This is a genomic window from Streptomyces sp. BK022, from assembly GCF_004217355.1.
In the GTDB taxonomy this organism is placed as follows: Bacteria; Actinomycetota; Actinomycetes; order Streptomycetales; family Streptomycetaceae; genus Streptomyces; species Streptomyces griseoluteus.
Window position 1 is genome coordinate 39,419 of record NZ_SHKU01000005.1, and the last position, 19,318, is coordinate 58,736.

General features: G+C 75.0%; 17 protein-coding genes and 1 pseudogene. 7 read left to right on the plus strand and 11 right to left on the minus strand.

Features of this window, described 5'->3' with window-relative positions:
- The first annotated feature begins 46 nt into the window (after positions 1-46).
- Both EV284_RS21270 and EV284_RS21275 read left to right on the plus strand, forming a co-directional pair.
- Positions 47-1,732 carry a CocE/NonD family hydrolase gene (locus EV284_RS21270; protein ID WP_130336621.1) on the plus strand — a complete coding sequence of 562 codons (1,686 nt, stop codon included), beginning with the start codon at positions 47-49 and terminating at the stop codon, positions 1,730-1,732.
- A gap of 66 nt (positions 1,733-1,798) precedes the next feature.
- Positions 1,799-2,662: a helix-turn-helix transcriptional regulator gene (locus EV284_RS21275; protein WP_130336623.1), complete on the plus strand. Its 864-nt coding sequence runs from the start codon at positions 1,799-1,801 to the stop codon at positions 2,660-2,662.
- A 55-nt stretch (positions 2,663-2,717) separates the two neighbouring features.
- Here EV284_RS21275 and EV284_RS21280 read toward each other — a convergent pair whose 3' ends face one another.
- The 3 genes from EV284_RS21280 to EV284_RS21290 all read right to left on the minus strand — a co-directional run bounded on the left by EV284_RS21280 (position 2,718) and on the right by EV284_RS21290 (position 5,816).
- Entirely contained in the window at positions 2,718-3,143 is a 426-nt protein-coding gene (locus tag EV284_RS21280) for an OsmC family protein (RefSeq protein ID WP_030809452.1), read from the minus strand.
- Between the two features lie 104 nt (positions 3,144-3,247).
- Positions 3,248-5,302 (minus strand): phage holin family protein, encoded by a 2,055-nt coding sequence (locus tag EV284_RS21285; RefSeq protein ID WP_130336625.1) that lies wholly within the window; start codon positions 5,300-5,302, stop codon positions 3,248-3,250.
- 82 nt (positions 5,303-5,384) lie between these two features.
- Positions 5,385-5,816: a hypothetical protein gene (locus tag EV284_RS21290; protein WP_130336627.1), complete on the minus strand. Its 432-nt coding sequence runs from the start codon at positions 5,814-5,816 to the stop codon at positions 5,385-5,387.
- 83 nt (positions 5,817-5,899) lie between these two features.
- Here EV284_RS21290 and EV284_RS21295 point away from each other — a divergent pair, with 83 nt between their 5' ends.
- A complete protein-coding gene (locus EV284_RS21295; protein ID WP_130336629.1) occupies positions 5,900-6,673 on the plus strand; it encodes an MBL fold metallo-hydrolase in 774 nt (257 codons plus the stop codon).
- Positions 6,674-6,693: 20 nt separating this feature from the next.
- A complete protein-coding gene (locus EV284_RS21300) occupies positions 6,694-7,314 on the plus strand; it encodes a VTT domain-containing protein (RefSeq protein WP_130337436.1) in 621 nt (206 codons plus the stop codon).
- Here the strand turns inward: EV284_RS21300 and EV284_RS21305 are convergent.
- From EV284_RS21305 to EV284_RS21320, 4 genes and pseudogenes are all read right to left on the minus strand, one after another.
- Positions 7,265-8,422, minus strand: coding sequence for an MBL fold metallo-hydrolase (locus tag EV284_RS21305; protein ID WP_130336631.1), 1,158 nt, complete (start codon positions 8,420-8,422; stop codon positions 7,265-7,267). The two genes, EV284_RS21300 and EV284_RS21305, sit on opposite strands and share 50 nt — an antisense overlap.
- Positions 8,419-9,675, minus strand: a complete 1,257-nt coding sequence (locus EV284_RS21310) for an aminotransferase class I/II-fold pyridoxal phosphate-dependent enzyme (protein ID WP_130336633.1) — start codon at positions 9,673-9,675, stop codon at positions 8,419-8,421. The genes EV284_RS21305 and EV284_RS21310 overlap by 4 nt, the downstream gene beginning before the upstream one ends.
- Before the next feature lie 178 nt (positions 9,676-9,853).
- Positions 9,854-10,420, minus strand: coding sequence for a hypothetical protein (locus tag EV284_RS21315; protein ID WP_130336635.1), 567 nt, complete (start codon positions 10,418-10,420; stop codon positions 9,854-9,856).
- 159 nt (positions 10,421-10,579) lie between these two features.
- Positions 10,580-10,865 (minus strand): annotated as a pseudogene (locus tag EV284_RS21320) (DUF6158 family protein).
- Positions 10,866-10,967: 102 nt separating this feature from the next.
- On the opposite strand from EV284_RS21320, the gene EV284_RS21325 reads away from it, so the two are divergent.
- Positions 10,968-12,464, plus strand: coding sequence for a phosphatase PAP2 family protein (locus EV284_RS21325; protein WP_130336637.1), 1,497 nt, complete (start codon positions 10,968-10,970; stop codon positions 12,462-12,464).
- Between the two features lie 66 nt (positions 12,465-12,530).
- Entirely contained in the window at positions 12,531-13,352 is an 822-nt protein-coding gene (locus tag EV284_RS21330; RefSeq protein ID WP_130336639.1) for a methyltransferase domain-containing protein, read from the plus strand.
- A gap of 49 nt (positions 13,353-13,401) precedes the next feature.
- On the opposite strand, the gene EV284_RS21335 is transcribed toward EV284_RS21330, so the two are convergent.
- A complete protein-coding gene (locus EV284_RS21335) occupies positions 13,402-15,405 on the minus strand; it encodes a transketolase (RefSeq protein WP_347402201.1) in 2,004 nt (667 codons plus the stop codon).
- A gap of 99 nt (positions 15,406-15,504) precedes the next feature.
- Between EV284_RS21335 and EV284_RS21340 the strand changes: the two genes are divergently transcribed.
- Positions 15,505-15,855, plus strand: coding sequence for a VOC family protein (locus EV284_RS21340; RefSeq protein ID WP_130336643.1), 351 nt, complete (start codon positions 15,505-15,507; stop codon positions 15,853-15,855).
- 8 nt (positions 15,856-15,863) lie between these two features.
- Here the strand turns inward: EV284_RS21340 and EV284_RS21345 are convergent, their stop codons facing one another.
- The 3 genes from EV284_RS21345 to EV284_RS21355 are packed head-to-tail and all read right to left on the minus strand — an operon-like array spanning position 15,864 to position 19,315.
- Positions 15,864-16,409 carry a GNAT family N-acetyltransferase gene (locus tag EV284_RS21345; RefSeq protein ID WP_130336645.1) on the minus strand — a complete coding sequence of 182 codons (546 nt, stop codon included), beginning with the start codon at positions 16,407-16,409 and terminating at the stop codon, positions 15,864-15,866.
- Between the two features lie 33 nt (positions 16,410-16,442).
- The gene (locus tag EV284_RS21350; protein WP_130336647.1) at positions 16,443-17,366 is read right to left on the minus strand and encodes an LD-carboxypeptidase; all 924 of its coding nucleotides are present in this window, start codon (positions 17,364-17,366) and stop codon (positions 16,443-16,445) included.
- Complete coding sequence (locus EV284_RS21355) at positions 17,363-19,315, minus strand: prolyl oligopeptidase family serine peptidase (protein WP_242625772.1); 1,953 nt, start codon at positions 19,313-19,315, stop codon at positions 17,363-17,365. Before EV284_RS21355 ends, EV284_RS21350 begins: the two co-directional genes overlap by 4 nt.
- Between the last annotated feature and the right edge of the window lie 3 nt (positions 19,316-19,318).

Genomic DNA, 19,318 nt, shown 5'->3' on the forward strand with positions numbered 1-19,318 from the left:
AGCATCCCCTATTCTCGTACACCGTACGCCATACAGGAGGGGAATCATGTCGTTCCGTAGACCACCACTGTCCGCACGTCTGTTGCGCGCCACTTGGCGCGGCCTGCCGGCGAAGCGGTACGACGTCGGCTGGGAGCCGGGGCTCGCGGTGCCCGGCTGCGACGGCAGCGCGCTGCTCACCGATCACTACTTCCCGCGTGCCGAGGGCGACTTCCCCACGCTGCTGGTGCGCTCCCCCTACGGCCGGGGCCTGCCCTGGTCGGCGATGTACGGCCTGCTCTTCGCCGAGCAGGGCTTCCATGTGGTCCTGCAGAGCTGCCGGGGCACGGGGGGCTCCGGGGGCGCGTTCCACCTGTGGCGCAACGAGGCCGCCGACGGATCGGCCACCGCGGCGTGGCTGCGTGAACAGGCGTGGTTCGACGGCAGGTTGGGCACAGTCGGTCCCAGCTACCTGGGCTATGTGCAGTGGGCCCTCGCCCTGGCCCCGCCGCCGGAGCTGAAGGCGATGGTCGTCCAGGTGGGCCTGCACGATCCGTACGCCGTCTTCCACACGGGCGGCGGTGCGCTGCGCCTGGAGAACGCCCTGGTGGTCGGCCTCGGCATGAGCCACCAGCACCGGGGCGTGGTCACCTTCGCGCGGGGCGCCCTGCGCCTGCGGCGCCGACTGCGTGCCGTCACCATGGCTGAGCCGCTGCGAGGTGCGTACGCCTCCGCGCTCGGTGGTGAAGCACCCTGGCTGGACGGCGTGTTGACCCACTCCGACCCCGAGCACCCGTACTGGGACGGTGCGTCCATGGCCCCCTCGGGACACCACCGCGTACCCACCGGCCTGATCACCGGATGGCACGACGTGCTGGCCGAGCAGACCTTCGAGCAGTACGCGCGGCTGCGCCGGGCCGGGTGCGAGACGGCGCTTCTCGTCGGTCCTTGGACGCACTCCTCCGCGCTTCAGCAGGGCTGGCCCGAGGTGTTCGCGGAGAGCCTCGCCTGGCTGCGTGCCCACCTGTGCGACGACCCCACCGGACTGCGCCCCACCGCGGTGCGCGTACACATGGGCGGGGAGCACATGGGCGGGGAGCACATGGGTGGGGACCACAGGTGGCGAGACCTCGCCGACTGGCCGCCCGCCACGGAGCCCACCACCTGGTACCCCACCGGAGACGGCCACCTCACCCGGCAGCCGCCCACCGACTCGGCCGCACTGGCCACCTTCCGCCATGACCCCGCCGACCCCACCCCGGCCGTGGGCGGGCCCCGTCTCTCCCCGGCCGCCGGCCCCCGGGACAACGGCCCGCTGGAGGCCCGCACCGACGTGGTGACGTTCACGGGCCCGGTGCTGACCGAACCCCTCGACGTCCTCGGCCCGGTCAGCGCCCGGCTGAGCGTGACCACGGACACCGGTCACGCCGACGTCTTCACCCGTCTGTGCGACGTGGACCCCGAAGGCCGCTCGGTCGACGTCTGCGACGGCCTCGGCACGGTCGGCACCTCTCCCGGCGCCGCCACCCGCCTGACCGTGCCGATGAGCGCCACCGCTCACCGCTTCGCCCCCGGCCACCGGGTCCGCTGGCAGATCAGCGCCGGCGCCCATCCCCGGTACGCCCGCAACCCCGGCACCGGCGCGCCCCCGGTGGACGCCACCACCTTCGTCCCCGTACGCCTCACCCTCCACGCCGACTCCGCCCTGACCCTCCCCGACTCGGCCACCTCCCCTCCCCCGGTGGCTGATTGATCCCCCCTGTGCGAGGACCCCTCGCGTGGCAGACTGCCCGCATGGATCACTGGGGAGGGGTCGGGTGTGAGTGAGCGGCGGGCCGCTCCCACGGTGGGGCAGGTGGTGCTCGGGCGGCGGTTGCAGGAGCTGCGGGAGTCGACCGGGTTGAGCCGGGACGAGGCGGCCCGGGTGCTGCGGGTGGCCTCGGCGACCGTGCGGCGGATGGAGACGGCCGAGGTCGCGCTGAAGATCCCGTACGTACAGGCGCTGCTGGCCGCGTACGGGGTGGGCGAGGAGGAGGCCGACGCGTTCGTGCGGCTGGCCGAGGAGGCCAACCAGCCGGACTGGTGGCAGCGCTTCCACGACGTGCTGCCGGACTGGTTCAGCCTGTACGTGAGCCTGGAGGGCGCCGCCCGTCTGATCCGGTCCTACGAGCCCCACTTCATCCCCGGCCTGCTCCAGACCGAGGCGTACGCGCGGGCGGTGCTGGAGGCCGGGACCATAGGGCAGCACGGCGGGGAGACGGTGGAGCGGCATGTGGCGCTGCGCCTGGAGCGGCAGCGGCTGCTGGAGCGCGAGGACGCCCCGCACCTGTGGTTCGTGATGGACGAGACGGTGCTGCGGCGCCCGGTGAGCACGCGGTCCGAGGTAATGCGCGACCAGCTGGACCGGCTGCTGGAGTACGCCGACCGGGACCGGATCACCCTCCAGCTCGCGGAGTTCGCGGCGGGCCCGCATCCGGGGACGTACGCGCCCTTCACCCTGTTCCGGTTCGCCGAACGGGAGTTGCCGGACATGGTGTTCACCGAGTATCTGACCGGCGCGCTCTACCTCGACTCGCGCGAGGAGGTGGCCGCGCACCTGGAGGTGCTGGACCACATGACGGCGCGGGCGGCCTCCGTCCAGCGCACCCAGAAGCTGCTGCGGGAGTTCCGCGAGAGCCTGTGACCGGTGCCGCGCCCGTGGCACGGCACCGGAGGCCCGCCGAAGCAGGCGACAGGCTTCAGGCCAGCTCGGCCGTGAGGCTGATGTCGGTGCCGGTCAGGGCCTGGCTGACGGGGCAGTTCTTCTTGGCGTCCTCGGCGGCCGCGCGGAAGCCGTCCGCGTCCAGGCCGGGGACCTCGCCGCGCACGGTGAGGTGGATGCCGGTGATGCCCTCGCCGGGCTGGAAGGTGACGTCGGCCTTGGTCTCCAGCCGGGTGGGCGGGGTGCCGGCGCCGGTCAGACCGTGCGACAGGGCCATGGAGAAGCAGCTCGAGTGCGCGGCGGCGATCAGCTCCTCGGGGCTGGTGCGGCCGTTCGCCTGCTCGGCGCGCGACGGCCACGACACCGGCTGGGAGCCGATGCCGGAGGAGTCGAAGGTGACGGTGCCGCTGCCCGACAGCAGTTCGCCTTCCCAGACCGTGTGTGCGGTGCGCGTGGTAGCCACGGTGGTTCCTTTCGCGGGTGTTTGCGTGTTCCGGGTCCTGTTGCCCCCGTACCCCCATCCGATCACATCCGGGGTCACGCCACCGTCAGGACCGCTCCGGGGGCTCAGGCCGCCCGGCGTTCGGGGTCGGCGTCGAGCGGCACCTCGGGGCCGTTCAACTCGCCGAGCCAGCGGCGCAGTACGCCGTGCACGCGCTCGGCGCCGGTCAGTGCCTCGCCGTCCTCCCCGGGCACGGACAGGGTGAGCGGGGAGAGCAGGAACGGGTGGGACTGGGCGCCGCCGAGGCCGCCGTGGGACCCGATCTGCTCCTCGAAGGCGTGGATCTGTCCGGTGGCGGGGTCGTGCCAGGAGTTGACCATGATGTCGGCGGTGTGCGGGAAGGCGTGCGTCCGGCGTACGGCGTCGACGGCGCCGGGGCCGAAGCGGGCCAGCGGCCCCGGCCGCTCGTCCAGCTCGGCCAGCGGGATCTCGGTGCCGCAGGGGCCGAGGACCACGCCGTCGTGTGCGGCGCTGCGCACCAGCAGGAAGCCGATGCCGGGGTGGTTGGCGAGGGTGGGGAGCAGCGCCGGGTGGCGGGCGTCGATCTCCTCCTTGGTCATCCGGTGCGGGACGTCCGGGAAGGAGACCAGGCCGAGGTTGCCGGAGGCGAGCACGACGGGCTCGGAGCGCGGCGCGGGCCCGCTCTCCGCGTCGTCCCGGCCCAGGGCGGCGCGTACGGCGGCGCGGGCCTCGGCGCCGCTCGGGGTGCGGCCGGCGCCGCGCGGCACGGGCAGTCCGCTGCCTGCGCGGACGAGGTCGGTGAGGGTGAGGCCGTAGCGGGAGCGGAAGGTTTCGCCGGGGCTCTGGCCGTGGTCGGAGAGGACGACCAGGCGGTAGGGGCGCGGGGCGTGTTCGGTGGCCTTCTCGATCAGCGCGAGGGAGCGGTCGAGGCGCCTGAGGACCTGACGGGCGTCGCGGCTGTCGGGTCCCGAGTGGTGGGCGACCTCGTCGTAGGCGACCAGGTCGGCGTAGACGGCGGTACGTCCGGCGAGCAGGTCGCCCATCACGGCGGCGACGACCACGTCCCGTTCGACGACGGTGGCGAAGGCGCGGACGAGCGGGTAGAGGCCGCCCCGGCCGACGCGCGGGTGCGCTCGGGCGAACCGGGCACGGGTGGACTGCCCGATCTCGCGGCCGATCTCGGCGAAGAAGGACAGCGCGGTGCGCACCGCGTTGGCCGGGTCGGAGAAGTAGGCGAAGTATCCGGCGCGGGAACGGTTCTCCCGGCCCCGGCGACGGGTGGCGATGGACAGGACGAGGGCCTGTTCCCCGGCGCCGCCGCTGAACAGGTTGCCCCGGCTGGCACCGTCGACGGCGAGGAGTCCGGCCTCACCGGTGCGGGCCGTCGCGCGGCGCTGCAACTCGGCGGCGGAGGTGGGCCGGTTGCAGACCATGACCTCGCCGCGGTCCTTCTCGTACCAGCGGAAGGCGGGCACGTCGTAGGTGCTGCCGTGCAGGATGCCGAGCTGGCTGGCGCCGGTCTGGCTGGACCAGTCGGTGCGCCAGGCGGTGAGCCGGTGGGTGGGCGGGATGATGCCGTCGGCGGCCAGCCAGCGGGCGACGGTGGGCATCAGGCCCTCGCGGACGGCGGCGGTGAGCACGTCGTGGCCGACGCCGTCGAGCTGGACGCAGACCAGGCCGGGGGTGCTCGCGCAGGGCAGCGTGGCTCTCCGGCGCCGGTCGGCCAGCCGCAGCAGGCGGCGCCGGTAGGCGTCGTCGTCGCGTACGGCGAGCGCGCCGCCGGTCGCGGAGGCGACGGCGGACATCACGGCGGCGACGATGACGGCGGTCTCGGGCGCCACCTCGCCCCGCCCGGAGGGGTTGAGGCGCAGGGCGAGCAGCAGCAGGGAGCCGTTGAGGAAGAAGACCAGCAGTCCGAGGAAGAGCGCGGGCACCAGCAGCAGCATCCGCACCAGCAGCGGCCAGACGAGCGCCGACAGCAGGCCGAACGCCCCCGCGCCGCAGGCGGCGGTGACGGCGATACGGGTGGCGCTGTCACCGTCGGGCGACTGGAGCCGGAAGTCGGGCAGGAGCCCGGCGAGCAGGAGCATCGTGAGCGTGGACACCGCCCACACCGTGACGCTCCGGCCGATCTGACCGGCAACCCGTCGCCACCCCACGCCCCGCGCACCTCACGTTCCGGCCCGCCCCGCGGGGCCTGTCCCCCCACCTTGTCATACCGGCCGGAGGCGTCGGGACGGCTTATTTGCCGTCGTACCCGGCCGTCGGCATGGAGAGCCGCCGGTGCACGCGCGCCTTCATCCGGGCGTCGTACGCGGGTTCGGCGCTGCCCACGGTCTCCACGCGGACCCCGCGCCGGGCGCACTCGGCGGTGAACTCGTCCACCGAGGACAGCGCGCGTTCCAGCACCCGCCTGCTGGGGGCGACGAAGACGTCCACGCCGGGGCGTACGCCGTCCCACAGGGCGCGGTGGTCGAAGCGCAGGCCGCCGACGAGGAGTTCGCGGGTGACCACGAGGCCCTGCTCGGCGGCCCAGCGGGCGCACATGGCGTGCTGGCTGCGGGAGTCGACCAGGAAGGGGTCGGCCTCCAGCTCCTCCAGCGGGGTCAGGCTGGCGATGGCGGTGATCCGTACCGCCGCAAGCGCGGCCGAGGCACCCCGTAGCGGTCCCATGGCGTCCCCTCACCTCCGGGCTTCGCCGCCGACCCTACCGCTGCCCGTAGGCTTCGGGGGAGTCGCGCGCGGAGGTGAGGGTAGTGCCGGTGGAGGTCACCTGGTGGGGTCACGCCACCTGCACGATCGAGGACTCGGACACCCGGGTGCTCACCGATCCCCTGTTCGCCTCCCGGCTGGCGCATCTGCGCCGCCGCCGGGGCGCCCCGCCGCCCGCCCGTGCCCGCCGCGCGGATGCCGTGCTCGTCTCGCACCTGCACGCCGACCATCTGCACCTGCCCTCGCTGGCGCAGTTGGCCCCGGGCACGCGGGTGCTGGTGCCGCGGGGCGCGCCGCGGGCGGTGCCCGGCCTGCGCCGGCTGCGGGGGCTCGACCTGACCGAGGTGGTGCCGGGCGACGAGGTGCGGCTCGGGGAGCTGCGGGTACGGGTGGTGCCCGCGCTGCACGACGGACGGCGGCTGCCGTTCGGCCCGCGCCGCGCCCCGGCCCTGGGCTACGTCGTGGAGGGTGAGGCGCGCACCTACTTCGCCGGGGACACCGGGCTGTTCGACGCGATGGCCGAGGAGGTCGGCCCGGTGGACGTGGCACTGCTGCCGGTGGGCGGCTGGGGGCCGTACCTCGGTGAGGGGCATCTGGACGCGGGCCGGGCCGCACGGGCACTGGCCCGGCTGGCGCCGGGCTGGGCGGTGCCGGTGCACTACGGCACGTACTGGCCGATCGGGATGGACGCGGTGCGCCCGCACGAATTCCACGCGCCGGGTGAGGAGTTCGTGCGCCTGGCGGCGGAGGCGGCGCCGAAGGTGACCGTGCGCCGGCTGGGCCACGGGGAGGGCGTACGGCTGGAGGTCGGCCGGTGAGACGCGTGGGGGACGCGGCGGTGCTGGCCGCCGCCGCGACGACGGGTGCCCCGCTGGAGTCGGCGGGTCAGGCGCTCGGCTATCCGTCGCTGTTCCTGCTGGTGCTGGTCGGGGCGCTGATACCCGTGGTGCCGACGGGGGCGCTGGTCAGCTCGGCGACGGTGGTGGCGCTGCACCGGACGGCGCCGTTCTCGCTGGCGATGGTGTTCGTGACGGCGTCGCTGGCGGCGTTCCTGGGGGACGCGGCGCTGTACTGGCTGGGGCGGCGCGGTCTGGGCTCGCAGAGCGGGTCGCGCTGGCTGGAGGCGCTGCGGTCGCGGGCGCCGGAGGAGCGGCTGGACCAGGCGCGGGAGAAGCTGGCCGAGCACGGGGTGTCGGTGCTGGTGCTGTCCCGGCTGATACCCGCCGGCCGGATTCCGGTGATGCTGGCGTGCCTGCTGGCGGAGTGGCCGCTGCGGCGTTTCGCGCGGGGCAACCTGCCGGCCTGCCTGGCGTGGGCGTTGACGTACCAGGTCATCGGCGTGCTCGGGGGTTCGCTGTTCGCGCGGCCGTGGGAGGGGGTGCTGGCGGTGGTGGTACTGACCGTGCTGGTCAGCGCGGCTCCGGGGCTGGTGCGCCGGGTGCGGGGTGAGGAGCGGTAGGGGAGGTCTGAAGGACGCGGGAGGCGCCCACGGGGAGGTCCCACAGGTCGGTGCGGGCCAGGCCCGCCTTCTCCCAGGCCGCCCGGACCCGGGTGAGGGGCTCCATGACGGGCTCGGCCGAGAGGACGAACGTCCCCCAGTGCATGGGCGCCATCCGGCGGGCGCCGAGATCGAGGGTGGCCCGTACGGCCTCCTCCGGGTCGCAGTGGACGTCGCTGAGCCACCAGCGCGGGTCGTAGGCGCCGATGGGCATCAGGGCGAGGTCGATGCCGGGGTAGCGGCGGCCTATCCGCCCGAACCAGTGGCCGTAGCCGGTGTCGCCCGCGAAGTACAGGCGCTGCCCGTCCCGCGCGGTCATCACCCAGCCGCCCCACAGGCTGTGGCAGGTGTCGGTCAGCGTGCGCTTGGACCAGTGGTGCGCGGGCACGAAGTCGAAGCGCACGCCCGAGAGTTGGGCGCCCTCCCACCAGTCCAGCTCGGTGACACGGGTGAACCTCCGCCGCCGGAACCAGCGTCCGAGCCCGGCGGGTGCGAACACCGGTGTCTCGCGCGGGAGTCGGCTCAGGGTGGGGGCGTCCAGGTGGTCGTAGTGGTTATGGCTGATCACGACCGCGTCGACGGGCGGCAGGCTGTCCCACGGGACGCCGACCGGGGTGACGCGGGCCGGGGTGCCGAGGATGCGGCGCGACCACACCGGGTCGGTGAGCACGGTCAGCCCGCCGATCCGCACCACCCAACTGGCGTGCCCCGCCCAGGTGACGGCGAGGGTGTCCACTCCGACGCGGGGCAACGGGCCCGGCTCGTACGGGAGCCGGGGGATGTCGGCGAGCCCCTCGGGGTCGGGGCGTACGGCGCCCTCGCGGGCGAAGCGGGCCATGGCCCGCCAGCCGGGCAGCGGCGCGGTGAGCCGGTCGTGGAAGGTACGCGGCCACACCCGGTGCTCGCCCAGCGGGCGGGGTTCGGCCAGCGGGGGCGACGCGGGCGCGAGCGGGGCCCGGACGGCGGCCCCGGGCGCCGTTGGGGCCGCGTCCACGGGTTCGGGAGCGTCCGGCACCGGTGTGGTCGCCGTCGTGACGGTGGACCCGGACTCGTGCGTCTGCTGCGTCATCGGGAAGGCTCCCATCGCGTGGAGTCGTCACGGAGTCCGTCGAGGACCGACCTCAGGGTGAGCAACGCGTCGCGCGTGTACGGCAGTTCCGTCGGGTCGGACGATGCGAGCGCGGCCTCGCGCTCCTCGTCGGTGCCGCCCAGCAGCGGCGCGGTCGACAGCCGTACGCGCAGGGCTTCGAGGTCGTCGCCGAAGCGGTGACCGCCGGGCGCGGGCATGCCGAGCCGGGCGGTGAGGAAGTCCTCGAGTTCCTGCGCGTCCCGCACGCCCCGCGCGGCGAGGGGCTCGCGCAGGGGGCCGAGGTCGGCGTAGAGGTGTCGGCCCGCCTGCGGGGGCGGGGCGAACGCGCCGCCCGTGAGGACCGTGCGGTGCGCGGCCGCGGCCAGCCGGGCGTGCAGGGCCACGGCGGCCTGGCGGCGGGCGGTGACCGGCTCGGGCTCGTCCAGCGCGTACTGTGCGGCGGCCGCGACCGGGGCGGCGAGGCGGGCGCCGAGCGCGGTGAGGACGTCGAGCACGCGGGCGTGGGCGTCCTCCCCGGCCGCGCTGTCGGGGAAGCGGGCGACGGCGGCGGGCCAGCCGGCCGGGAGCAGCGATCCGGCGAGGTCGGCGACGACGGTGACGTGGTCGGGCAGTATCCCCGCCGGGCTGACCAGGACGGTGTCGTGCGGCGCGTGGACGGTGTCCCGCCAGGTCTCGTCGCTGATCAGGTGCAGCCCCTCGGCGGCGGCCGCCTCCACGGTCTCGTGCAGCAGTTCGGGCAGGGCGACGGCGGCGGTGGGGTCGTCCGCGACGGACAGCACCAGCAGCCGCGGGTCGCCGCCCTCGGCGCGAACCCGGCGGACGGTCTCCAGCAGCGCGTAGGGGTCGGGTGTGCCGCCGCTGTCGACCGGGGTCGGCACCGGGAAGAGGCGTCGGCCGAGCAGCCGGGCGACGGGCGCCCACCAGGGGGCGCGCGGGCGCGGGGCCAGGATGTCACCGTGGTCCCCGGCGAGCGCGGCGGTCAGCGCCAGCAGCAGCGGGGGCGCACCGGGGGCGAGGGTCACGTGGTGCGGGGTGCAGGGCAGTGAGCGCCGGGTCCAGTAGCCGCAGGCGGCCTCCAGCAGGGCCGGGTCGCCGCCGGCGGGCTGGGCCGCGCCGTGGCGTTCGGCGGCGCCGAGCCGGGCGGCGAGTTCCGGGAGGACCGGCAGGCCGTCGGCGGGGAACGGGGGGCCGTAGCGGACCGGGCCGTGGCCCTCGGGTTCCCTCCGCCGCATCTCCGCCTCCGCACGGTCCGTGTGCCGAATCCCCTGTGCCCCCGGTGTCCGGTGCCGTGTGGCGGGTGCGCGGGGTGCCTGCTGGTGGTGCCCTCGGGAGGGTGTGTACCCGCCGGACGGCCCGGCATGGCTCGTGTCCGGCGTCGTCCCGGTCACAGCGGCCTCCGGTGCCCGCTTCTCAGCGCCCGGCCGGGCGCCTGCGGCCGTACAGCCGGTACCCGGCTCCGGCGGCCGCGGCGGCGATCAGCGCACCGCCCGCGGCGAGGGCGGGCACCGAGTCGGAGAAGGTGCCGCCGGCCCCGGCCTGCACGCCGTGCTCCACGGTGGGCGGGTCGTCCTTCGCGGGGGCGGAGTCCCAGTCCTGGCCTTCCTCCTCGCCGTCGTCCCAGGCCGAGTCGTCCTCGCCTCCGCCCGCCTTCCCGGCCGCGCCGACTCCGTCCTCGCCCGTCTTCCCGGCCGGGCCGACTCCGTCCTCGCCCGTCTTCCCGGCCGGGCCCTCGGCGCAGTCCTTGGTGCCGTCGCTCCGCTCCGGGCCGGTGGGGGCCGCGCTCAGGTATGGCGCTCCGGGCAGCGGAGCGTCGTAGGACGTGCCGGGCGACCTGGGCGCGGAGGCGGCGGGGTCCCCGCAGGGTGCGCCCGGCTCGGCGGACGCGGGCCCGGCTATGACGAGCGGGGCGCCGGCCAGGGCGAGCGGGGCGCCGGCCAGGGCGGCGGCGACAGAGAGGACGCGTACGGTGCGGCGCATGGGGCGGGCTCCTCGGCGGTACGGCGGTCGGGGCACGCGTTCCGTGCCCTCGCTGCCATCAGAGCCCCCCCGGCGCCGCCCCGCCCGCCGCCGGACCCCATTCGCGGGACACGGACGACACCCAACGGGTGACACCGGCCCTCCCGGCCACCCCGGATCTCACGCCTCCCCCGGCTCCCCGCAGCCCCGTTCCCGGGCGCCCTCGCGGGTGCGGCCCGCGCTCACCAGGCGGCGCGGATTGCGGCGCAGGTACTCGCCCTCCAACTGGGCCATGCGCTCGTTGTGGGCGCGCAGGGCGTCGTTCGAGCCGTACAGGAGGGTGTCGTGGCGTGTGCGGTGGATCGTCTCCAGCTCTTTCATGAGCTGCTGGTCGTCCAGTCGGCTGGGGTCGACTCCGGTCATGGTGGTGCCCCCGCTCGTCGTGTTCCGCGGTCCCGAGGTCCACTGGTCCTGAGGTCCACTGTACGAAGATCCCGCTCCCCCGGCCTCCGCGCGCGCACCCCGGCGGCGGCACAAGAAAGGCGCGCTTCGGGGTAGGGGGTCGAACATGAGCGCAGATGTCGACCTCACCGCTGTCCCGGCCACCGGCCGCACCGTCCTGCGCCGGCTCCTGACGGCCGACGCCCGGCTCTTCGAGGTGGCCGCCCGGCGGAACTGGCCCGGGGGCCAGAAGGTGCTGCCCCGCCTGAGCCGCAGCGCCAACCACGGCGTGCTGTGGTTCGCGGCGGCCGGCGCGATCGCCGCCACCCGCACCCCCCGGGCGCGCCGGGCTGCCGCGCGGGGGCTGGCCTCGCTGAGTCTGGCCTCGCTGACTGTCAACACCCTCGGCAAGCGGTCGGTGCGCCGCACCCGGCCGGTGCTGGACCCGGTGCCGCTGTCCCGGCGGCTCAAGCGGCAGCCCATCACCACCTCCTTCCCGTCCGGCCACTCCGCGTCGGCCGCCGCCTTCGCGGCCGGGGTCGCGCTGGAGTCCCCGGCGTGGGGCGCGGCGGTGGCGCCGGTGGCGTTCGCGGTGGCGACGTCGCGGGTGTACACCGGCGCGCACTTCCCGAGCGATGTGCTGGCCGGCGCGGCGCTCGGGGTCGGGGCCGCCTTCGTGGTGCGCAAGCTGGTGCCGACGCGGGCGGCCGCCCGCCCGGTGGCCCGGCCGCGCGCGGACGCCCCGGCGCTGCCGGACGGCGAGGGCCTGGTGATGGTCGCCAACCGCGCCTCGGGCACCGCGGACCGGGTGAGCGCGCTGCACGACGCGCTGCCCCTGGCGGAGATCGTGGAGTGCGAGCCGGAGGAGGTCCGGGCCGAGCTGGCCAAGGCGGCGGCGCGGGCACGGGTCCTCGGGGTGTGCGGCGGCGACGGCACGGTGAACGCGGGCGCGGAGGTCGCCCTGCTGCACGGCCTGCCGCTGGCGGTGCTGCCGGGCGGCACCCTGAACCACTTCGCGTACGACCTCGGGGTGGAGGACGCCGCCGGACTGGCCGCCGCCGTCCGCGCGGGCGAGGCGGTCCAGGTGGACGTCGGCAAGTTCACCGCCGACGGCCGCTCCAGCGTCTTCCTGAACACCCTGAGCCTGGGCGTCTACCCGGAGCTGGTGCGCGAGCGCGAGCACTGGTCGCCCCGGATCGGCGGCTGGGCTGCCGGGGTGCTGGGCGCGGTGAAGGTGCTGCGCAGGGACCGGCATCCGCTGGTGGTCGAGGCGGCCGGCAAGCGGCACCCGCTGTGGATGCTGTTCGTCGGCAACGGCGTCTACCGCCGCAGCGGCCTGGGCGCCGGGCGCCGTACGGAGCTGTCGGACGGCCCGCTGGACGTACGGGTGGTGCACGGCAGCGGCTGGCCGACGCTGCGTCTGCTGGCGGCCGCCGTGGCGGGCCCGCTCAGCCGGTCCCAGGGCCACGCGGCGGTCCAGCTCGGCCGGCTGCGCCTGTCGGGCCTCGCGCCGGGCACCCCGCTGGCGTACGACGGCGAGGTGACCTCGGTGTCCGGCGCGGTGACGGTGGAGAAGCTGCCGGAGATCCTCACGGCGTACAGCCCGCGTCCGCGCATGATCTGACAGGCCGTCAGTCTGTATCGCGGAACGGCGGTCTCAGCATCCGGGTGGCGGGCGTACCGTGCCGTCATGCCGGAGACACGCGAGACCGCCGTCTACACCCATGGGCACCACGAGTCGGTGCTGCGTTCGCACACCTGGCGGACGGCGGCCAACTCGGCCGCCTACCTGCTCGGTTCGCTCGAACCGGACATGCGCGTCCTCGACATCGGCTGCGGTCCCGGCACCATCACCGCCGACCTCGCCGCGCTGGTCCCCGACGGCCGGGTGACCGGCGCCGACCGTGCCCCCGGCGTCCTGGAGCAGGCCCGCGCCACCGCCGAGGGGCGGGGTCTGGCCAACGTGGACTTCGAGGTGGCCGACGTACACGCGCTCGGACACCCCGACGACACCTTCGACGTGGTCCACGCCCATCAGGTGCTCCAGCACGTGGGCGACCCGGTGGGCGCGCTGCGCGAGATGGTCCGGGTGACCCGGCCGGGCGGGCTGATCGCGGTCCGCGACGCGGACTACGCGGCCATGACCTGGTACCCGGCCGCGCCCGGCCTGGACGAGTGGCTGGACCTGTACCGGCGCGTCGCGCGGGCCAACGGCGGCGAACCGGACGCCGGCCGGCGGCTGCGGAGCTGGGCGCTGGCGGCGGGACTGACCGACATCACGGCGACCTCGGGCACCTGGACGTACGCCACCCCCGAGGAACGCGCCTGGTGGAGCGGCCTGTGGGCGGACCGTACGCTCGCCTCCGCCTACGCCGACCGCGCGGTCGAGGGCGGCCACGCCACGCCCGGGGAGCTGCGCGCGGTGTCCGGGGCGTGGCGGGAGTGGGGGCGGCGGGAGGACGGCTGGTTCGCCGTCCTGCACGGCGAGCTCCTGTGCCGCAAACCGGCCTGAACACCACGGCGGGCGCCGCCGGAGCGACGCCCGCCACAGCAGACCCGGCCTAGCTCACCACGGCCTCGCCCACCAGCAGCCGTGCGGTGGCCGCGATGTTCGCGGCGTCGATGCCGGCCGCGTGCAACTGCTCGTCGGGCGCGGCGGAACCCGGCATCGTCCGGACCGCGAGGCGGACCAGGCGCGGCACGGGACGCCCGTCGGTGAAGGCTTCCACGACCGCGTCGCCGATGCCGCCCTCCTCGTGGTGGTCCTCGACCGTCACCAGGCAGCCGGTGTCGTCGGCGGCCCGGCGCAGTGTCTCCACGTCGACGGGCTTGACCGAGTACAGGTCGACGACCCGGACCTTGATGCCCTCCTCCGCGAGCTTGTCGGCGGCAGTCAGCGCCTCCTGGACCGTAACCCCGGCCGCGACGACGGTCAGCCGGTCCTCCTCGCTGGAGCGCAGCACCTTGCTGCCGCCGATGGGGAACTCCTCGTCGGCGTCGTAGATGACCGGGCTCTCGCCGCGCGAGGTGCGCAGGTAGCGGATGCCGTCCAGGTCGGCCATGGACGCGACCAGGCGGGCGGTCTGGTTGGCGTCGCAGGGGTAGAGCACGGTGGAGCCGTACACGGACCGGAACATCGCCAGGTCCTCCACGCCCATCTGCGAGGGGCCGTCCTGCCCGATGGCCACGCCCGCGTGCGAGCCGACCAGGTTGATCGAGGCGTCGCTGATGGAGGCCATGCGCACGAAGTCGTAGGCGCGGCTGAAGAAGGCGGCGAAGGTGGACGCGTACGGCACCCAGCCGCGTGCCGACATGCCCACCGCCGAGGCGACCATCTGCTGCTCGGCGATGAAGGACTCGAAGAAGCGCTCGGGGTGCTCCTCGGCGAAGACGCCGGTGCGGGTGGAGTCGCCGACCTCGCCGTCCAGGGCGACGACGTCGCCGCGGGCGGTGCCGAGCGCGGCGAGCGCCTTGCCGAAGGCGTCGCGGGTGGCCACCTCCTCGCCCTTGTCGAAGCGGGGCAGGCTGAGCGGCTCGTGGGCGAGCTTCTCCGGGGTCGCGGCGGGCGGCTCGCTGACGTGGACGCGGAGGTCGCGGGGGCCGCCCAGTTCCTTGACGGCCTCCTCGGCGTCGGGCAGCGGCTTGCCGTGCTTGCCCTCCTTGTCCTCCACGGCGGCGACGCCCTTGCCCTTGAGGGTGCGGGCGATGATCGCGGTGGGGCGGCCCTTGGTGGACTCGGCCTCGCTGTAGGCGCGGTCGATGGCGGCGACGTCATGGCCGTCGACCTCGACGGTGTGCCAGCCGAACGCCTGGAAGCGGCGGGCGTAGGCGTCCAGGTCGTGGCCGTGCCGGGTCTGGCCGCGCTGGCCGAGCCGGTTGACGTCCACGATGACGGTGAGGTTGTCCAGCTTGTCGTACGCGGCTGCCTCGGCGGCCTCCCAGACCGAGCCCTCGGCCATCTCGCTGTCGCCGCACACCACCCAGACGCGGTAGTCGGAGTGCTCCAGCCGCTTGCCCGCGAGCGCGATGCCGACGCCGACCGGGAAGCCCTGGCCGAGGGAGCCGGTGGCCGTCTCCACCCAGGGCAGCCTGCGCGGGGTCGGGTGGCCCTCCAGACGGCTGCCGAGCTTGCGGAAGGTGAGCAGTTCGGCGTCGTCGATGGCGCCGGCCGCCTTGAAGACCGCGTACATCAGCGGGGACGCGTGTCCCTTGGAGAGGATGAAGCGGTCGTTGGCGGGGTGGTCGGGGCGTTCGAAGTCGTAGCGCAGATGGTTGGCGAGCAGCACGGCCATCAGGTCGGCGGCGGACATGGAGGAGGTGGGGTGTCCGGATGCCGCGGCGTCCGCGGCGCGGACGCTGTCCACCCTCAACTGCTGCCCGAGTTCGGCGAGTTCTTCGTTGTTCATGGGTCTCCTTTCCGCGGGTCCGAGGCGACTCGGACGGTCCTCGGCAAACCGGGCGGGCCGCCCGGCCCCCGACGAGCCCCGGCCCGTCACGGTGTGTGACCGGCCGCGGGCGCCCCGGTGGTGCGGTTCGTCCGAGGTCTTCCGCGTAACCGGGGTCACGGCACCCAAACCACCTCCACGTCACCCGGCCGCCGCGCACGCCCCCGATGCGCCGCAACGGCCTGTGCGCATCCGGCCACCCCAACTAGGCTCGCGGGCATGGAGATTCTTGGCGCCACCCTGCGCATCTGCGTCGACGACCTCGAGACCGCGGTCCCGTTCTACGAGCGGCTGGCGGGCGGTACGGCCCTGCGCTTCGAGCGTGGCGGGGTGAAGGTCGCCGCGATCGGGTCGTTCCTGCTGATGAGCGGGCCGGAGGCGGAGCTGGAGGTGCTGCGCAAGGTGACGGCGACGATCGCCGTGAAGGACGTCGAGGAGGCGCACCGGCTGCTCGCGGACCTGGGCGCGCGGATCATCGCCGGCCCGGTGCCGACACCGGTGGGCCGGAACCTGCTGGTGATGCACCCGGACGGCACGGTCTTCGAGTACGCCGACCAGTCCGGGGCCTGAGCGGGGACTCAGCCCCGCATCTCCGCGGTGAGCGCCCAGCGCTCGTGGTCGCGCCACTCGCCGTCGACCTGGATCATGGCGGGGGAGAATCCCTCCAGCCGGAACCCGGCGCCGCGCGCGAGCGCGATGGACGCGGTGTTGCCGGGCTGCACGTTGATCTCCAGCCGGTGCAGCCCGAGCGGCCCGAAGGCGTACGCGATCACCAGCTCGAGACCCTCCCGCATCAGCCCCCGCCCGGCCGCGTGCGCGAACGCCCCGTACCCGAGCGCTCCGCACTGGAAGCCGCCCCGGACGATGTTGTTGATGTTGATGAACCCGGCGATGTCCCCGCTGTCCCGCTCGCACACCAGGAACCCGGCCCGCTGGGCGTCCCCGAGCAGCCGTCCGGCGTAGGTGGCGTACGCCTCGTCGCTGTCGGGCACCACCAGCCACGGCCGGTGCAGATCCTTGCTCTCCCTGGCCCGCGCGGTGAACTCGCCCCCGTCCTCCATCCGGAACCGGCGGACGGCCACCCGTGGGCCCTGGGCGAGGTAGTGGGGTGCGGTGTGGGGCATGGGGCCAGGGTACGCCGGGCCGCTGGCCGGAAGTCACCGCAGCGCGGGTTCCTCCAGGGTCAACGTGCCCGCGTCCGCGTCCAGTTCGGCCGCCATGCCGAAGGGGATCGTCAGGGCGTCCGGGCAGTGTCCGAACCCCGCTGCCTCCAGGACCGGGACGTCCAGCGGGGCCAGTCGGTCGGCCAGCATGGGGCGGAGGGAGTCGTACGGGTCGCAGCCCTGCCAGGAGCCGAGGAGGACGCCGCGGACCTGGTCCAGCCAGCCGGCCCGGAGGAGCTGGGTGAGGTACCGGTCCAGGCGGTAGGTCTCCTCGCCGACGTCCTCCAGGCAGAGCAGGCCGCCCGCGGCGGAGGGGCGGGCGTGGGGGGTGCCGAGTTCCGCCGCGAGGAGGCAGAGGCAGCCGCCGAGGGTGGTGCCCCGGGCACGGCCGGGGACGAGGGGCTTGCCGTCGGTGCTGATCCGCTGGGCCTCCTCCGGGGTGAAGAGGGTCGCGTGGAGGTGCTCGCGGGCGCGTTCGCTGCCGATGAAGTCGATCCCGGCGGCCATCGGACCGTGCAGGGTGACCAGGCCCAGACGGGTGGCGAACGCCTCGTGGAGGGCGGTGACGTCGCTGAAGCCGACGAACACCTTCGGGCCGGCGGCGCGCATCGCCTCCCAGTCGAGCAGATCGGCCATCCGCTGGGCGCCGTAGCCGCCGCGCGCGCAGAGCACCGCGTCGATCGACGGGTCGCACCAGGCCCGCTGGAGGTCCTCGGCCCGGTCAGCGTCGGTGCCCGCGAGGTAGCCGAACTGGCCGTGCCGGTCCAGCACATGGGGTGCGGCGACCGGGTCGAGGCCCCAGCCGCGCAGCACGTCGAGGCCCGCGCGCAGCCGTTCCGCGGGCACCGGCCCACTGGGCGCGACCACGGCCACACGGGCGCCGGGGGCGAGACGGGTGGGGCGCTTCAGTTGCTTCACGTGCCGAGCTCCAGTTTCGGGACGCCGGGCAGGTCGAAGTCGAACACCTGGGCGTACAGGGACAGTTCCGCCTCCATCGCGCGGACCATGGTGTCGGCGCGGCGGAAGCCGTGGCCCTCTCCGGCGAAGGCCAGGTAGGCGTGCGGGACGCCCCGGCCCGCGATGCGGTCGAGGAAGTACTCGCACTGCTCGGGCGCGCAGATCACGTCGTCCAGCCCCTGGAGGAGCAGGAAGGGGGCGGTGAGCCGGTCGGCGCGGTGGGCGGGCGAGCGCTCGGTGTAGCGGTCGGGCACCTCGGCGAAGGGGCCGACGAGGGACTCCAGGTAGCGCGACTCGAAGTCGTGGGTGCGGCCGGGGCCCCAGGTGGCGAGGTCCAGGATCGGGTAGCTGATCGTGCCGCAGGCGTAGACGTCGGTGCCGGTCAGCGAGGCGGCGGTGGTCCAGCCGCCCGCGCTGCCGCCCCGGATCGCCAGCCGGTCCCGGTCGGCCGTGCCCTCCTCGGCCAGCGCGAGGGCCACCGTGGCGCAGTCCTCCACGTCGACCACGCCCCACTGGTGCCGCAACCGCTCGCGGTACTCACGCCCGTATCCGGTGGAGCCGCCGTAGTCGACCTCGGCGACGCCGATGCCGCGCGAGGTGAAGGCGGCGATGGCGAGGTCCAGCACGAGCGGGGCCCGGCTGGTCGGGCCGCCGTGCGCCCAGATCACGTAGGGCGGCAACTCGTCGTCGGGGCCGGTGATCTCGGGGTGCCGGGGCGGATAGACATGAGCGTGCACCTCGCGGCCGCCGGGTCCGGTGAAGGTGCGGACCTCCGGCTCGGGGTAGTACACGGGATCGACGGGGTCCCGGTGCCGGGCGCCGACCGTCCGGGCGCGTCCGGTGCCGGTGTCCAGCTCGATCACCTCGTACCCGGTGCGCGGACTGGCGCCGATGGCCGCGACCCGGCTGCCGTGGGCGGCGAGGGAGGAGTCGAACTCGGTCCAGGGACCGGCCGCGTCGGCGATCTCACCGGTCTCCGGGTCGAGTATCCCGAGCACGGCTGCCCCGCGGCCGTGCAGCACCGCGAGCAGCCCGTCGGCCAGCGGGGCGAACCAGCGCTGGCCGGGCTTCCACAACGGCCCCGCGAGCTCCTCCTGGCGCGGGCACAGCGGTACGCCGTCCCGGTACAGGTTCCACCAGCCGCTCCGGTCGCTCGCGTACAGCAGCCGTCCGTCCGGCGCCCACTCCACCTGTGAGATGGCCTCGTCCTCGCCGCCGGCGACCGTGCGCACGTCCCGGAACCGGCCGTCGTCGCCGACCTCCGCGACGAGCAGTTCGGTGCCGTCCCACGGCATCCGCGGATGGTCCCAGGCGAGCCACGCGGCCCGGCGGCCGTCCGGGGACACGCGGGCGCCGGTGACGAACCGGTGCCGCTCCTCGATGAGTTCGCGTACGGCCGACCGGTCCTCGGCGGCCGACCCGTCCAGCGGCACGGCGGCGAGCACACGCCGTACGTCCCCGCTGTCCTCGCCGGTGAACTCCTCCAGCACGCAGCGGACTTCGCCACGCTCAAGGTCCACCTCCGGTTCCGCCCAGCGCAGTCCGCCGCCGACCGGAGAGAGCGGCGTCAGCGGGACCGGCTCGCCTCCGGGCTCGTAGCGGTAGAGCCGCTGGTCGGCGAAGTGGGTGAAGACGACCACGGGGCGGCCCGGCCCGGGGGCGGCGGTCCAGGGGCGTCCGCCGTACTCGTGGACGCGGCTTCGCACGTTCCACGGCGGCGGCAGCACCGGCTCCTCGGCACCGGCGGCCGTGCGGCGCACCAGGGCGCGGCGGCCGCCCTCGGCGGGCCGGGGCTCGGTCCACCAGATCTCGTCCCCGACGAACCCCACCCACTCGGGGTGTCCGTCGTGCGCGGCGGCGAGCGCCGCGTCGATCGGCGACGGCCAGGAGCCATACGGCTGGACGGGCATCTC

What these genes read in the sequence shown, in the direction of transcription:
- EV284_RS21270 (WP_130336621.1), top strand. Translation starts at nt 47, where the DNA reads ATGTCGTTCCGTAGACCACCACTGTCCGCACGTCTGTTGCGCGCCACT.
- EV284_RS21290 (WP_130336627.1), bottom strand. Translation starts at nt 5,816, where the DNA reads ATGGGACCGCTACGGGGTGCCTCGGCCGCGCTTGCGGCGGTACGGATC.
- EV284_RS21305 (WP_130336631.1), bottom strand. Translation starts at nt 8,422, where the DNA reads ATGACGCAGCAGACGCACGAGTCCGGGTCCACCGTCACGACGGCGACC.
- EV284_RS21310 (WP_130336633.1), bottom strand. Translation starts at nt 9,675, where the DNA reads ATGCGGCGGAGGGAACCCGAGGGCCACGGCCCGGTCCGCTACGGCCCC.
- EV284_RS21315 (WP_130336635.1), bottom strand. Translation starts at nt 10,420, where the DNA reads ATGCGCCGCACCGTACGCGTCCTCTCTGTCGCCGCCGCCCTGGCCGGC.
- EV284_RS21325 (WP_130336637.1), top strand. Translation starts at nt 10,968, where the DNA reads ATGAGCGCAGATGTCGACCTCACCGCTGTCCCGGCCACCGGCCGCACC.
- EV284_RS21330 (WP_130336639.1), top strand. Translation starts at nt 12,531, where the DNA reads ATGCCGGAGACACGCGAGACCGCCGTCTACACCCATGGGCACCACGAG.
- EV284_RS21340 (WP_130336643.1), top strand. Translation starts at nt 15,505, where the DNA reads ATGGAGATTCTTGGCGCCACCCTGCGCATCTGCGTCGACGACCTCGAG.
- EV284_RS21345 (WP_130336645.1), bottom strand. Translation starts at nt 16,409, where the DNA reads ATGCCCCACACCGCACCCCACTACCTCGCCCAGGGCCCACGGGTGGCC.
- EV284_RS21355 (WP_242625772.1), bottom strand. Translation starts at nt 19,315, where the DNA reads ATGCCCGTCCAGCCGTATGGCTCCTGGCCGTCGCCGATCGACGCGGCG.